We start from the raw sequence: 14384 nt of genomic DNA, 5'->3' as shown, positions 1-14384 counted from the left end.
CTTCCACCGCCCTCGGCTCGCTGAAATAAGCTGATGAAAGAACTACTGTCCCCTTCATCGTTTTCTCATGTATAACTGTATTCGATATTATAGGCAATAACAACACCGCTCGTCAAGACTCCGTCATCTCTTGCACCGCTTCATCGTCGAGCTTGTAATCTAATAAATGATCCCAATCGTCGTTGTTTAACATATCGAGCTGCGCTTCAATTAACATTTTAAAACGACTGCGAAACACTTTCGCTTGCCGTTTTAATTCTTCGACTTCCATCGCGATTTTCCGCGTTTTGGCGAGCGCTTCGCTAATGATGCGATCCGCGTTTTTTTCCGCTTCTTTAATGATGAGCTTCGCTTCTTTTTGCGCGTTTCGCTTCACTTCTTCTGCTGTTTCTTGCGCAATTAAAATCGATTTATTTAACGTTTCTTCAATATTTGTAAAGTAGTCTAGTTTTTCTGTCAGCTCTTTCACTTTTTCTTCTAATTGCTTTTTTTCACGCAACACCATTTCGTAGTCTTTAATCACTTGATCTAAAAATTCGTTTACTTCATCTTCATCATATCCGCGAAAGCCTCGGCTAAATTCTTTATTATGAATATCTAACGGCGTTAACGGCATGCGGCCCACCTCCATCTTATGTACGTATCGGGTTATTCGACATCTTTTGCGGAAATCCTGCTTTTATTTTGCTTTTTCGACAACGATGCGCCATTTTTCTTTTTTTGTTTGACCGACAATCGCTTGCAGTCGGCAGCGCCCATACCCACGCAGCGACAATAAATCGCCTTCTTGGCACTCCATATGAGCTTGGTCAACCGTTTTCCAATTCACTTTCACGAAGTTTTGGTCAATGAGCGCTTGCGCTTTTTGCCGCGAAATGCGGAAACATTGGGCCAAAATCGCATCGAGGCGCAAAGAAGAAACGGTAAACGTCTCTTCCTCCCACTGTTCTTCCACGACGAGAAGTTTTGAAAGCGGTTGTTCCTCTAACAATACTTTTGCTTTTCCAATCGCTGTCACGTTCATTTGAACAAACGGCGCAATTTCTTTAGCAACGACAAATTGAATAACATCATCAACGATGATAATGTCACCAAACTTTTCCCGCTTCACACCGAGCGACAAAAGTGCGCCGAGCACGTCGCGATGCCCGAGCGTCACAAATTTTTTCGGGTAGCGAATGGAAAATAACGATAGTTGAAAATCCTCTTCATTCGGTTGCATGTACGGCGGATATAATAGCGCACGCTTTCGTTCGACCGACGATGAACCGCCAAAAAACGCAACGTGTACATCATCGTGATGGCCGACAATCGAGCGGACAATTTGCTGTTCGCGCGGAGTTAAAAAGTCGGTTAGTTTCGGAGCGTATTGTTCCGTCACGAGCCGCTTCCATTCGCATACGAGATCGATGAAATGATGCTCTTCTTTGCGAAAATGTTGATAAATGTCCATTACAGCCCTCTATTAACCATATCAACTAACCCATAGACGCCTGCTGTCGCAAAGCGCAAAACAAGCAAGGCAACAATCGGGGAAATGTCGATCATACCAATCGGCGGAATAAAGCGACGAAACGGCTCTAAATACGGCTCACAAATGTTGGCGAAAAACTGACCTACCTTCGTGTCGCGCGCATTCGGAAACCAAGACATTAAAATGTAAATAATAATCGCGTACGAATATACTTCAATAGCTGTTGCTAAAAAGTTTGCAATTGTATACACATTTACCACCTCTTTATTGTCGGTTCATCGTCAGAAACAATTGAAATCGAGCCGCTTACATCGACGTTATCTGGCGTGCATAAAAAAATGGTCGATCCAACTTGTTGAATGTCTCCGCCTATCGCATACACCGTTCCGCTTAAGAAGTCGACGATGCGCCGCGCTTGATCGCGGTCAACACGATGGACGTTGACGACAACAGCACGCCGGTTTTTTAAATGGTCGGCAATTTCTTGTACTTCCGCATATGCGCGCGGCTCAAATAAAACGAGCTTGGACGATTTTTGTACACTTTGTAAACTCACAACATTTTGTTTTTGTTCGGCTTTCGGTTGTTGAACGACTTCTTCTTCCTCATATTCATCTTCTTCCCATTTTTCCTCATCTAAATCGAAAAAATCACGAATTTTTTTCACAAATCCCATTTACTCCACCTCCTCTTCACCAACAAGGCATGTACCAAGTCGAAGAAACGTGGCTCCTTCTTCGACGGCAATAACGTAATCGTTTGACATCCCCATCGACAGTTCTGTACATGGGGCGTGCGGAAATTGTTTTTCTTGCACGCGTTCTTTTAACTCACGCAACGTTCGAAAACAACGGCGAATGATCGCCTCATCATCCGTATATGGCGCCATTGTCATCAGTCCGACAACTTCGATACGCGAAAAAGCGGATAACGTTTCAATAAACGGCAATACGTCTTCTGGCGCTAATCCGTGTTTAGACGTCTCTCCTGATACGTTAACTTGCACAAAACATTTGATCGTTCGATTCGCTCGTTTGTTAATTTCTTCCGCTAATGAAAGACGGTCGAGCGAATGAACGTAGTCAACGTAATCGATGATTTGTTTCACTTTTCTTGATTGCAACGTGCCGATAAAATGCCACGTTGCTTCGTTTCCAATCGCTTCGTATTTGCGTAAAAAGCCATCGGCACGACTTTCGCCTAAATGAACGATCCCCGCTTCGATCGCTTCTTTTGCGCGCGCGATGCTTACATATTTCGTCACCGCAACGATTTGAACGTCTGCCGCGCTTCGTCCTGTTTTTTCACACGCTTCGGCAATTTGTTGTTGAATCGTTTGTAAGCGTTGTTTCACAGACATATGATCACCTCCAGCCAATAAGCGCCATCATTCTTCCTGTTTTTCCACCATCGCGACGGTGGGAGAAAAATAATGACCGCTCACAGCTTGTGCAATACGATGAAACAGCGATGTGGTCAACGGGCACACCGGCTTGCTGCAAAAGCTGTTTATTCATTTCTTTTAAATCAAGCGCATACTGTCCCTTACTTGTTTCATTATAAAGAGATTGTGAGGAATTGACCAGCGCCTTTTGAACGAATTCGATGACGCGGTCATCGACGATGTAGCAACAGCGGCCAATTGCTGGCCCGATGACGACATACGTATCGCTCGCATCTACTCCTTCTTCGCTCCATCGCTTTACCATTTGACCAGCGATGTTTTGCACCGTCCCTTTCCAGCCGGCATGTGCAAGTCCAATTAGCTTTTTACTTGGTGAAAAAAAGTAAAGCGGAACACAATCCGCAAAACAAAGCGCTAAAGTTAATTGTCGCTCGTTCGTATAAAGCCCGTCTGTATGCGGCAACGCGGTGTCGTACGTGCGCACGCCTTTGCCAGCATGCGCTTTCGTCACTTTCTCTATATGCACGCCATGCACTTGATGTGCGCACACCCATCGCTCAATCGGAAGACCGAGCGTTTCGGCAACAATTGTTCGATTTTTATACACCGCATCTTCATCATCTTCCACATGCATGCCAACATTTAACGTAGCGAACGGTTCATCGCTTACCCCGCCTTGCCTCGTTGTAAACGCAACGGTAACATGTTCCCAGCCTTCAAACAAAAGCAATTGTTCGCCCACTTGGCGAAATATTTCATTCATCAGTTTTAGGCGAGGAGACCCCGACTTCTAAGCGAGAGCGAAAGTCGGGGAGGAATCGCCCTTCCTCCTTTCAATTAGTAATGTACTAGCATACTCAACTCTTTTTAGTTTTTTCCAGCTTGCTGAAGCATGCACTTTTGTGCCATCTAACAGCCGAAGGTCAAAATAACCGCTGCTTCTTCTGCCAAATATAAAACATTCTTTCCCTTCGTACACCACCTTGTCAAACAGTTGAAACCCTTTGACAAATCGTGGAGCTTTGTTTGATTTTCGTTTTCCACCTTTCAAGATGGTTGCCTTATGCAATTGACGGTTGTTTTTGCGAACGAATTTTAGAAGATAAACCGTGCCACTTGGCTTAGCTAGTGGATTTCTACTAATACAACGAGCATCCACCATATGAGATTTAGGCAGTCCATTAGCAATGCGAATACACTTGGTGATATACCCATATGTGATATTTGCATGCGAGTATTTTTCTCTTATCCTACTAAACATTGTCCATCGCATGGCAGTCATCTGGCTAGCATCCCTCATAGGCGGTCGTTTGCGTTGTAATATATGTTCAAGCCCTTTTTCGTGAATTTCATGGTGACATGTTTTGCATAGAGTAATCAGATTATCTGGTGAATCGCCTCCTGTCTTTCGACTTTCAATATGATGCACTTGGAGAACAGGGTCTTTCTTTTTTCCTTTGCAATATTGACAAGTATGATTGTCTCTGTATAGAACATACTCTCTAACATTCCAAAACCCCATTTGTTCTCCTTGTTGATATTCCACCCCTTGGATATTTGGGTTCTTTAGTTTCTGTGTATCGAATGTTGCTACCTCAATAGTGACAGATGTAACAGGGAGAATATTGTGTACTAAATCAATCAACTTTATATGCGAGTTGATTTTGTGTTGAATAGATGGTGGCAACCACCCCTCTGGTTTTCTTCTGTTAAGAAATCTGGCTTCTCGGTAGCGAGTCTTTCTATTTCTTCGACTTCTGCGGAACTGTCTCCGTATAGCAAGTAAATCCACAATATCTGTTCGAAGTTGCGCTTCCGCTTCAAACAGCACATCTTTCTCTGTTGTTGCGGAAATTCCTACATGTCGTGTTCCCATGTCAACACCCAATGACACTGGTTGTTTGTAACCACTACTACCATACAGAAGCTGGATGGTAAAAGGTGTCCTTCTTACTACTTTTGCTTTCTTCTGTTTTAACAGAAGTCTTGCTTTCCTTGGTGAGCATGGCATGAGTGGTTTTCCATGCTTATTGATAATGTACACGAACAAGACGTGTACCTCCTTTCAGGAGTGAGTTCCTCCTCCCCAATGTTGGAAGGACTTGTTTGGCAGACAGCACCGCTCCTACCCATCAGAACTTTTAACCATCTGCGACAGGGTTACGGACTGGAGGAGCATCCGTAAGTGTCATGACCCCTCCAACGTAGCCATTGAATGGCTGAGGGTAGTCAACTAGGGCTTGGCAAGCCCCCACTTCAAAAGCCGTTAGGCCTTAAGTGGTGGGTAGTTGACCATTCGACATCCTTTGTACAATTTTATCACTTTTTTTCCTATTTTATCACAACTTGCCGAAAACGTGAATTATTCATCGCCATCTAATCGAACAAGAATCACATCGGCACCAACTTTGACAATATCGCGCCACGGAATGATCATTTCATCCGTCGTCCGTCCAAATAAACCGAGCACTTTCCCGCCTCCGATAATAATAATGGCTTCAATTTGACCGGTCGTTAAGTTAATATCAATATCTCCAATATTTCCAAGCCGCTTCCCGTTGGCGACATTGACGACATCTTTTTGCTGTAATTCAGAAATTTTCATCATGTTTCCCCGCTCCTTTTCTTCGTTCTATCTCCTATATGTATGCATAAGCTGTTCGTTGTAGTCATATGAGGCACAGTAGTCATATGAGGCACATAGAAAAACCCCCACCTGTTTACGTCGGTGGAGGCGTAAATTACCATTGAATGTTTTTATTCATTTGTTTGATGGCGGCTTTTTCTAAACGGGATACTTGCGCTTGTGAAATGCCGATTTCTTCAGCCACTTCCATTTGCGTTTTTCCTTGGAAAAATCGTTTGCGAATAATCATTTTTTCTCGCCCATTTAACCGGCGTAGCCCTTCTTTGAGCGCGATTTCTTCAACCCAGTTTGTATCGCGATTTTTCTCATCGCCCAGTTGATCCATCACATAAATCGGATCGCCGCCGTCATTGTAAATCGGTTCAAATAACGAAACAGGATCTTGAATGGCATCGAGCGCAAATACAATTTCTTCATGCGGGATGTCTAAAATTTTCGCAATTTCTTCCGCTGTTGGCTCTTTTGCTGTTTCGCTCATTATTTTTTCCCGCACTTGCAACGCCTTGTACGCAATGTCGCGCAGCGAGCGGGGCACACGAATCGGGTTATTGTCACGTAAATATCGGCGAATTTCACCGATAATCATCGGCACAGCGTACGTAGAAAACTTGACGTTTTGGCTTAAATCAAAATTATCAATCGATTTCATAAGTCCGATACAGCCGACTTGAAACAAATCGTCGACATATTCACCACGATTGTTAAATCGTTGAATGACGCTTAATACGAGCCGTAAATTCCCATTGATCAGCTTTTCGCGTGCAGATATGTCACCGGCCTGCATTTGCCGAAATAATTCACGCATTTCTTCGTTTTTCAGTACGGGAAGCTTCGATGTATCAACGCCGCAAATTTCAACTTTGTTTCTTGTCATGTCTTTCCCTCCTTGCAGGAGATTGCTGTCAGCTTTCAGTATCTCCTTCGAAGGGAAAAATATGCATTACATCATTTTGTTAAACTCTTTTCGCAATCGTTTAATAATTCGCTTTTCTAAGCGGGAAATATATGATTGGGAAATGCCTAATAAGTCGGCGACATCTTTTTGCGTTTTTTCTTCTCCGCCAGTTAAGCCGAAACGAAGTTCCATAATTTGTTTTTCTCGTTCGCTTAATTGGTCGAGTGCACGAAATAATAAGTTGCGATCAATATTTGCTTCTAAATCTTTCGTAATGACGTCGTCTTCTGTGCCTAATACGTCGGACAACAATAGTTCGTTGCCGTCCCAATCGATGTTTAACGGTTCATCAAACGATACTTCTGAACGCACTTTGTTGTTGCGCCGTAAATACATTAAAATTTCATTTTCAATACAGCGCGACGCATATGTAGCGAGTTTAATTTTTTTCTCCGGATTAAACGTATTGACTGCTTTAATTAATCCGATCGTACCAATGCTAATTAAATCTTCAATGTTGATGCCGGTATTTTCAAATTTTCGTGCAATATATACGACAAGGCGAAGATTTCGTTCAATCAGCAACGAACGCGCCGTTTCGTCTCCAGAAGGAAGTTTTTGCAGGAGCATTTCTTCTTCCTCTTTAGTAAGTGGCGGTGGCAACGCTTCACTTCCACCGATGTAATAAATTTCGTCCGCTTTGAGCCCTAATTTTTTTAATAGTTTGTACCATAAATAAGTGAGACGTAATTTGAATAACTTCATAAAAAAACCTCCTTCTATTTCGGCACGATCGGCCGTATGATAATAATAATTACGAAGCTTGCGACATGACCATATGCGGATGAACGATGCAGTTGTACTCCCCGTCAGCTGAAAGCGATGACGGATAAAAGCCGATCAGCGCTTTTGCGACGGATGTCCATTGTTTTCCGTCCAACCATTGTACGTCGTCTGGTTTCATCGCTACTAACAGCTGTTGCTCAACGCCAACGGCGCGATATGGAACGAAACGCATACGACTAACCCATTCGCTCGGGATGTCATCTGTGTACGTCCGTTTGTGAATCATTTGTAAAACAGCATGAGGGAGTATATGTGCGAACGGTTGCAATTCAACGATCATGACCGGTGTGTTTGTTAACGGGTCACGCAACTGGTTTCCGCTATCTACTAATCCTTTTAACGATACCGTTTGTCCGAAGCATGTCACACGCACGTCAATGACATGTTCAAACCGCAATTTTTTTTCGCGAATCGTTCCCATTTGCGCTTTAGATAAAAGCCATAAAATTGGAAACATGCTGACGATAAACAACCAGCTAATCGAAGTTGAATGCGTGAGCCAACCCGATGAATAAGGCGTGATTTCACTTTGCAACAAAAAGTGAAAAGCAACCATCCCTCCCCCCATCATAAACGTGGCAAAGTAAAAAGCGAGCACGTTTTCCACAAAAAAGCGAAAGCGATGGAAGCCAAAACAAATCCACACGATGAAAAAAGAGATGACAAGTTTCGTTACGAAATGAGATGTCATATAAGCAAAAGGAGTGAAAACAAGTAAGACGAGCAGCGAGCCGAACAACGCTGCAAGCATAAGCCGCCATAAGCGAACGCGGCGCTTTAACATGATCGCCGCAAGCCATAGCAACATCGCATCAAAACAAAGATTTAATAACCATACGAGATCGGCATAAATCAGCGGCATCCCCTCCTTATTTTGAAACTAGTATATAGCACTTTCAATAGAAAAGTGTGTCAAACGATGACGTCATTTTTTTAGAGATTTTGTCAAACGATACGAAAATGAAAAAAACGCCCACACGTAGTGAGCGTTTTTTTAACGGCGGCGGTTACGATTGCGTAGGAATGCTGGAATGTCGAGCGGGTCTTCAACTTGTTGGCCGCGTGTTGGCGAGTAGTCGACCGGCTCTTCCTTTTTTTCACGTTTGACGCCAACATTCGGTTTGACAACCGCTTGCCGCGTTGCTTTCGCTTGGTTGATTTCTTCGTTAAATCCTGTCGCGATGACAGTAACAACAATTTCGTCTTTTAAGTTTTCGTTAATGACGGAACCGAAAATCATATTCACATCTTGGTCTGCCGCTGATGCGACAATGTCAGCCGCTTCTTGCACTTCATACAAGCTTAAGTTCGTGCCGCCTGTAATGTTCATTAACACCCCTTGGGCACCGTCGATCGACGTTTCTAGTAGCGGGCTTGAAATCGCCTTTTTCGCTGCTTCTGCGGCGCGATTTTCGCCCGTCGCTACGCCGATTCCCATAAGGGCTGACCCTTTATTCGACATGATCGTCTTCACGTCGGCAAAGTCTAAGTTAATTAACCCCGGTACAGCGATTAAGTCGGAAATGCCTTGCACGCCTTGACGAAGCACGTTGTCTGCTTCGCGGAACGCTTCTAACATCGGCGTGTTTTTATCGACAATTTCTAACAAACGATCGTTCGGAATGACGATGAGCGTATCAACTGCTTCTTTCATCGCCGCAATGCCGCTTGCCGCTTGCATCGCGCGCTTTCTTCCTTCAAACGTGAACGGCCGCGTAACGACGCCGACTGTGAGCGCGCCTAAATCGCGCGCAATTTGTGCAATGACCGGAGCCGCGCCAGTTCCTGTTCCTCCGCCCATGCCGGCTGTAACGAATACCATGTCGGCACCTTTTAGCGCCTCTTCAATTTGTTCCTTGCTTTCTTCTGCCGCCTTTTTTCCTACTTCTGGATTTGCCCCAGCACCTAATCCGCGCGTCAATTTCGCTCCAATTTGCAGCTTAATTGGCGCCTTTGATAAGTTTAACGCTTGGGCGTCTGTATTAACCGCGATGAATTCAACGCCTTGCACACCATGTTCAATCATGCGGTTTACAGCGTTGTTTCCCCCGCCGCCGACACCAATTACTTTAATTGTTGCTAACTGATCAACAGTCGTGTCAAACTCCAACATGACATAATCCTCCTAGCCATTCAAATTGTCATTCAAAAAAGTATCCGAAAAATTTTTTGACTTTATGTCCGAAATGTTCTTCTTTTTGTTTCGGTTTGGCTGGCGCTTTATGCACCTTTTTCTCCATTTGGAAATCGTCTGCCACCCCGAGAGAAAGAACAGGAACGTTTCTTCCTTGCAACTTCGCATTTTTATAAGCGAATTGAATTAAGCCGACCCCGTTTGTATATTGCGGATCGCGCACGCCAATATAGTCTGGCATTGCCACCCGAACGGTATGTTCAAATATCGCTTCGGCAAGTTCTAATACGCCAGGCATATTCGCTGTGCCGCCTGTCAGCACGTATCCGCCAGGCAAGTCACGAAATCCGCGTCTTCGAATTTCCGCTTGTACCATTTGTAAAATTTCTTCTACACGTGCTTCAATCATATCAGCAATTTGTAGCTGACTAAATTGTTGATGTTGATCGGTACCGATGATTGGAACGCTAAATACTTCGTCTTCTGAAGCAAGGTCGTAAAAAGCATGTCCATGTTTTAGTTTAATGCGTTCTGCATCTTCTGTCGACGTACGCATGCCGATCGATAAATCTTTTGTAATATGTTCACCGCCGATCGGAAGCACGGTCGTTGCTTGCAAAAATCCTTGGTCAAACACCGCAACGGTCGTCGAACCGCCACCGATGTCAATAAGCGCCACACCTAAATTTTTTTCATCTTTTGATAACGCAATCGAGGCGGCAGCCAGCGGTTGAAGGCATACGTCAAGCACTTCTAAACCCGCGCGTTCAACGCAACGAAGCACGTTATGTAAAGCCGTCTTTGAAGCGGTAATCATCGTACCTTCCATCTCTAAGCGAACGCCTAACATGCCGCGCGGATCGTTAATGCCATCTAGTCCATCGACGATAAACTGTTTCGGAATGACATCGATAATTTCGCGCTCCGGGGGAATGGAAACGACTTGCGCTGCTTCGATGACGCGCGTGACATCTTCATTTGTAATTTCTTTATTTTCGCTTGATACAGCGACAATCCCGTTACACGGTTGAAGTTGAATATGATTGCCGTTCACCCCGACAATCGCGCCCTTAATCGTTACGCCGACCATCCGTTCCGCTTGCTCAACCGCTCGTTTAATGGATTGTACTGTTTCATCTATATCAATAATGGAGCCTTTTTTCAGCCCTTGCGATTTCACATTGCCGACACCGATAATGTTTAACTGATCGTTCATCATTTCGCCAATAATGACTTTTACGCTCGACGTACCGATGTCAAGACTAACATAAAAATCGTTGCTGTTCATCTTATTGGCACCTCCTTTACAAAATGAACGTTGCTATGTATATCAACACTATATTCCACATTCGAACAGCATTCCCTTTTTTATAAACGATTTTTTTGGCGGTTTTCTAACCATTTTGTTAATAAAATTCGGCGGATGACAGCAATGTTTTGAAACAGGCGCACACCGAACGCAAATACAGCTGCTAAATACAAGTCTACACCAAGATGCACACCGAGAAAAGCTAAACTTGTTGCTAAAATAATATTAAAAAAAAATCCAGAGACAAACACGTGCTCATCGTAAATGTTTTGTAAATGGGCGCGAATGCCGCCAATGAGCGTATCAAACGCCGCAAGCACCGCGATCGACAAGTAGTTGGCATATTCGCTTGGGATGTGCCAATCCGTCAACCAGCCGAGCAATATCCCGATAATTAAACCGAGCAATGGAAGCCACATGATGTTCACCTCCTATCATCTTCGACTGCTTCCATTTGTTTGACGCGCACCGTTCCATCATACGGAGGGATCACAACTCGCTGTTGTGGCTCTGAAATGGTCAGCTGTAAATTTTCGAGCGCAAAGTCATCGGCAATCGTTGAAGCTTTTAGTCGGTTGTACAGCTTTTCAGCGTCGGCGGCAATGACTTTCACTTCAATCGGGAAGAAGCGAAGCGGATGCGCATCTACTTTCGTCACCCCGTTAATGTCGCGAATGACGGTCGTGTTGACAATTCGTTGATCTGCAATCGAAATATGTTCAGCTCCGTACATATTTAGTTCGTTAATAAGCCGGCGAAGCAAGTCGGCGGACACCGTGTCGGTCACAGGACCAACGTATGATTCATCGTACATTTGCTCGACATAAAGCACCACACCTTCGCCAACGACTTCCGTTAATCCCGCCTCTTTTTTCAGCTCCTCTACCGTTTGACGCAAAATAGCCCCTTTGCTTTCTTCGCGCTGTTGCTCATATTTTTCTAACGTTTCTTCATATTTTCGTATTTCAGTTAATAGTTGTTCATGTAGCTCTTGTTCTTTTTTTAACTCTTGACGTATTTCCCATATGTCGCGTGTATCGCGCACGGTTGGCTCATGGCTCGTTTGAAACTGGACAGCTAACATAAAACCGATAATGAGCGATACAAACGTAAAATGCCATGTCGTTTTTCGCGTCAACCTCGCTCCTCCTCTATTTTTGCATCAACGGTTCCATTGTAATTTCCGATTTTTCTACAATGTCCACAACAATATGATCGCTTGTCAGTTGGTCTTTGACGCCGCCAGCCATCGTCAATGCTGGAATGAGTACGTTCGGATCGCCAATCGCTTGAATGACAAACGGGGCTGGATGTTGCGTCCCATCAATTTCAATGACCGGACCGTTACATACGATATATGAACGATGCGACAATCGTTGACCGTTAATCGCCACCGCAGACGCTCCCGCAATCCATAGTTCGTTAGCGACTTGAAATACATGTTGTTCATGGACGATGTAGTTTGTGGCGTTTTCTTCCGAAGGGATGTAGGAAGCGTCTGACAACGTCACTTCCACCCCTTTTCCTTTCACTTTCACTTTCCCAAGATACATGCGCAATCGTTCCGCATCTTCAACGAGGTTAAAATAAATTTGCTCCTCATCCGCTAACTCTTTTTCCATGTCGCGAACGCGTTGTTGCCTTTGAAATAATTGAGCTTGCAACTTGCGATTTTGCTCTTGTTGTTCAATGAGCTGCTGACGGTATTCGTATTCTTTGTTCCATTGGCGTTCTAGCTGGCGATTGGCTGCTTCTTTTTTCGTCATTTGATAGGAGAATGCCAGCATAAACCCTAAAACAAAACAAACGAACGACAAAATGACATGGCTACCGTTCATTTTCATCGTTTTTGTCATTCCCTTCATCTGCTTCATATGGCTTGAAATATGTGCTCATCTCTAAGTGGAGAACACCTTTCATCCCCGGCTGCAACTGACTGACGATCGAAGGATAATGAACGATTTTTTCCGCAAAACGATCTACGGTAGCACTTACTTCTATGCCATCATTCATATAGACGGTAATATGCCTTTGATCAGATGGGCTTGGGGTATGATGAATTTCCGAGATGAGGTTTAAAATAGAACTTGGCGTGTTGGCCAATTGGGCAGCCATTTCTTGAATAGCCTCTCCTTCTTTCCACCCAACTAAAATCGGGGCATCGCTCGGAATCGCTTGTTTCGCATGCGTCAGCACTTTCCCATTATCTAAAATCGGGAGAAACGAATGCTTGTCCAAAATGTAAGCGATGCGCTTTCGTTCCACGACAACGATGTCGATTCGATTCGGGATTCGTTTTTTTACACTGACGTCTTTCACTTCTGGATGTTGTTTCACTCGCTGTTCGACCTCGTCTTTTTTTACTTTCCAAAAGCTCGTTTGTTTCGTTATACCGCTTAATTGGATGATCTGTTGCGAAGCGATATGATGATTTCCTTCGACGTGGATGACTGCGACGTTGCTAAGTGGCGACTGGGCATAAATGACGCCTAACAAAAGCATAAAAAATAAAGCGATATATACAATGAGTAAACGATTGGCGCGCTGTCTTCGCTGCTCTTTTAACTTTGGTACACGTTCTTCAAGAACAACAACTTTTCCTTTTCCCATTCACTCCACCTCGGTCGATGGACCAAATCAAAATAACAAGAAAACTAACGGTGCGTGGCAGCAACCGTTAGTTCATTGTTTCTATTTTATATTATAGCATAATATAGCAAAAATTAGGATGGGGAAATTTCATTACTTTCGGTCAACAATTTCAACTTCTGTTTGCAATGAAACGCCATATAAGTCGTGAATCGTCTTTTTCACATAGTCGATGAGCTGAAGCACGTCTTTTGCCGTTGCTCCCCCTGCATTAACGATAAAATTCGCATGTTGTTCAGAAATTTTCGCCCCGCCAATCGTATATCCTTTTAGCCCCGCTTGTTCAATTAACTGCCCCGCATACTGCGGCAACGGGTTGCGGAAAATACTTCCGGCGCACGGATAGTTCCACGGTTGTGTTTCGCGGCGATAATCTTTATTTTTTTGCATCGCTGCGACAATCTCGTCGCGCTTTCCTTTTTTCATTTCAAGCGTTGCCGCAACACAAATGCCTTTTCGTTTTTTCTGCAATACCGATGTGCGATACGAAAATTCCATTTGTTCATTTGTCAACCATTCGATCGTTCCGTCTTCAAACAAAATTTGTGCTTTTTTCACGATGTGCGACATATCCGATCCGTGAGCGCCGGCGTTCATATATACCGCTCCACCCACCGTTCCCGGAATGCCGCCAGCAAACTCAAGTCCGGACAATCCTTGCTTACTAACGACGGTCGCCAGTTTAATAAGCGAATATCCTCCGCCAACAGTCACTTCCGTCTCATGAATGTGCAACTCGTCTAATCCTTCACCAAGCTTAATGACGACGCCTTCAATGCCTTCGTCTGATACGAGCAAGTTCGAACCGCGGCCGATCGCACGCCAAGGTACGTGATATTTCCGCACGATCTCCATCGTCTTTTTTAAGCTATCTATATTTTTCGGCTCGACAAAAAGGTCAGCAGGTCCGCCAATTTTTATTGTCGTATGATGGGCCATCCGCTCGTTCTCTTTCACCGTTCCAACATTTGCTTGCAGTAGCTCTTCACGTAGCTTTTCCAATGTCATACCTCCTCTACCTGTTC

The 14384-nt window shown here is 44.2% G+C and carries 18 protein-coding genes and 1 other annotated feature (1 of these 19 running past the window's edge); all 18 genes read right to left on the bottom strand.

Annotation, left to right across the window (positions count from 1 at the left end; genetic code table 11):
* Window positions 1-67 (bottom strand) — a binding site (T-box leader) (it extends 150 nt beyond the left edge of the window).
* 45 nt (window positions 68-112) lie between these two features.
* Window positions 113-616, bottom strand: a complete 504-nt coding sequence (locus tag ABEV15_RS05025) for a DivIVA domain-containing protein (RefSeq protein WP_498852538.1) — start codon at window positions 614-616, stop codon at window positions 113-115.
* Window positions 617-679: 63 nt separating this feature from the next.
* The gene (locus tag ABEV15_RS05020; RefSeq protein ID WP_429631671.1) at window positions 680-1453 is read right to left on the bottom strand and encodes a YlmH family RNA-binding protein; all 774 of its coding nucleotides are present in this window, start codon (window positions 1451-1453) and stop codon (window positions 680-682) included.
* Complete coding sequence (locus ABEV15_RS05015; protein ID WP_429631669.1) at window positions 1453-1725, bottom strand: YggT family protein; 273 nt, start codon at window positions 1723-1725, stop codon at window positions 1453-1455. The genes ABEV15_RS05020 and ABEV15_RS05015 overlap by 1 nt, the downstream gene beginning before the upstream one ends.
* 2 nt (window positions 1726-1727) lie before the next feature.
* Window positions 1728-2150, bottom strand: a complete 423-nt coding sequence (locus ABEV15_RS05010) for a cell division protein SepF (protein WP_064220854.1) — start codon at window positions 2148-2150, stop codon at window positions 1728-1730.
* On the bottom strand, window positions 2151-2834 hold the full coding sequence (locus ABEV15_RS05005; RefSeq protein WP_429631667.1) for a YggS family pyridoxal phosphate-dependent enzyme: 684 nt from the start codon (window positions 2832-2834) through the stop codon (window positions 2151-2153).
* 4 nt (window positions 2835-2838) lie between these two features.
* Window positions 2839-3642, bottom strand: a complete 804-nt coding sequence (pgeF, locus tag ABEV15_RS05000) for a peptidoglycan editing factor PgeF (RefSeq protein ID WP_498852537.1) — start codon at window positions 3640-3642, stop codon at window positions 2839-2841.
* A 27-nt stretch (window positions 3643-3669) separates the two neighbouring features.
* Window positions 3670-4923, bottom strand: a complete 1254-nt coding sequence (gene iscB / locus ABEV15_RS04995) for an RNA-guided endonuclease IscB (protein ID WP_498852610.1) — start codon at window positions 4921-4923, stop codon at window positions 3670-3672.
* Between the two features lie 318 nt (window positions 4924-5241).
* Complete coding sequence (locus ABEV15_RS04990; RefSeq protein ID WP_498852536.1) at window positions 5242-5487, bottom strand: YlmC/YmxH family sporulation protein; 246 nt, start codon at window positions 5485-5487, stop codon at window positions 5242-5244.
* A 133-nt stretch (window positions 5488-5620) separates the two neighbouring features.
* A complete protein-coding gene (sigG, locus tag ABEV15_RS04985; RefSeq protein WP_498852535.1) occupies window positions 5621-6400 on the bottom strand; it encodes an RNA polymerase sporulation sigma factor SigG in 780 nt (259 codons plus the stop codon).
* Window positions 6401-6466: 66 nt separating this feature from the next.
* A complete protein-coding gene (gene sigE / locus ABEV15_RS04980; protein ID WP_429631659.1) occupies window positions 6467-7186 on the bottom strand; it encodes an RNA polymerase sporulation sigma factor SigE in 720 nt (239 codons plus the stop codon).
* A gap of 49 nt (window positions 7187-7235) precedes the next feature.
* The gene (gene spoIIGA / locus ABEV15_RS04975; RefSeq protein ID WP_498852534.1) at window positions 7236-8129 is read right to left on the bottom strand and encodes a sigma-E processing peptidase SpoIIGA; all 894 of its coding nucleotides are present in this window, start codon (window positions 8127-8129) and stop codon (window positions 7236-7238) included.
* Window positions 8130-8261: 132 nt separating this feature from the next.
* The gene (gene ftsZ, locus ABEV15_RS04970; RefSeq protein ID WP_429631655.1) at window positions 8262-9380 is read right to left on the bottom strand and encodes a cell division protein FtsZ; all 1119 of its coding nucleotides are present in this window, start codon (window positions 9378-9380) and stop codon (window positions 8262-8264) included.
* A gap of 28 nt (window positions 9381-9408) precedes the next feature.
* The gene (gene ftsA / locus ABEV15_RS04965) at window positions 9409-10689 is read right to left on the bottom strand and encodes a cell division protein FtsA (protein ID WP_429631653.1); all 1281 of its coding nucleotides are present in this window, start codon (window positions 10687-10689) and stop codon (window positions 9409-9411) included.
* Between the two features lie 80 nt (window positions 10690-10769).
* Window positions 10770-11129, bottom strand: coding sequence for a small basic family protein (locus ABEV15_RS04960; RefSeq protein WP_429631651.1), 360 nt, complete (start codon window positions 11127-11129; stop codon window positions 10770-10772).
* A gap of 5 nt (window positions 11130-11134) precedes the next feature.
* Entirely contained in the window at window positions 11135-11794 is a 660-nt protein-coding gene (locus ABEV15_RS04955) for a DUF881 domain-containing protein (RefSeq protein WP_498852609.1), read from the bottom strand.
* A gap of 67 nt (window positions 11795-11861) precedes the next feature.
* The gene (locus tag ABEV15_RS04950; RefSeq protein WP_429631939.1) at window positions 11862-12575 is read right to left on the bottom strand and encodes a DUF881 domain-containing protein; all 714 of its coding nucleotides are present in this window, start codon (window positions 12573-12575) and stop codon (window positions 11862-11864) included.
* On the bottom strand, window positions 12538-13320 hold the full coding sequence (locus ABEV15_RS04945; protein WP_498852533.1) for a cell division protein FtsQ/DivIB: 783 nt from the start codon (window positions 13318-13320) through the stop codon (window positions 12538-12540). The genes ABEV15_RS04950 and ABEV15_RS04945 overlap by 38 nt, the downstream gene beginning before the upstream one ends.
* Before the next feature lie 132 nt (window positions 13321-13452).
* On the bottom strand, window positions 13453-14361 hold the full coding sequence (gene murB / locus ABEV15_RS04940; RefSeq protein ID WP_498852532.1) for a UDP-N-acetylmuramate dehydrogenase: 909 nt from the start codon (window positions 14359-14361) through the stop codon (window positions 13453-13455).
* Between the last annotated feature and the right edge of the window lie 23 nt (window positions 14362-14384).

Source organism: Bhargavaea massiliensis, assembly GCF_050480245.1.
Classification (GTDB): domain Bacteria; phylum Bacillota; class Bacilli; order Bacillales; family Anoxybacillaceae; genus Anoxybacillus.
The sequence above is the reverse complement of the archived record's forward strand: the minus strand, read 5'-3'. Positions and strand labels throughout refer to the sequence as shown.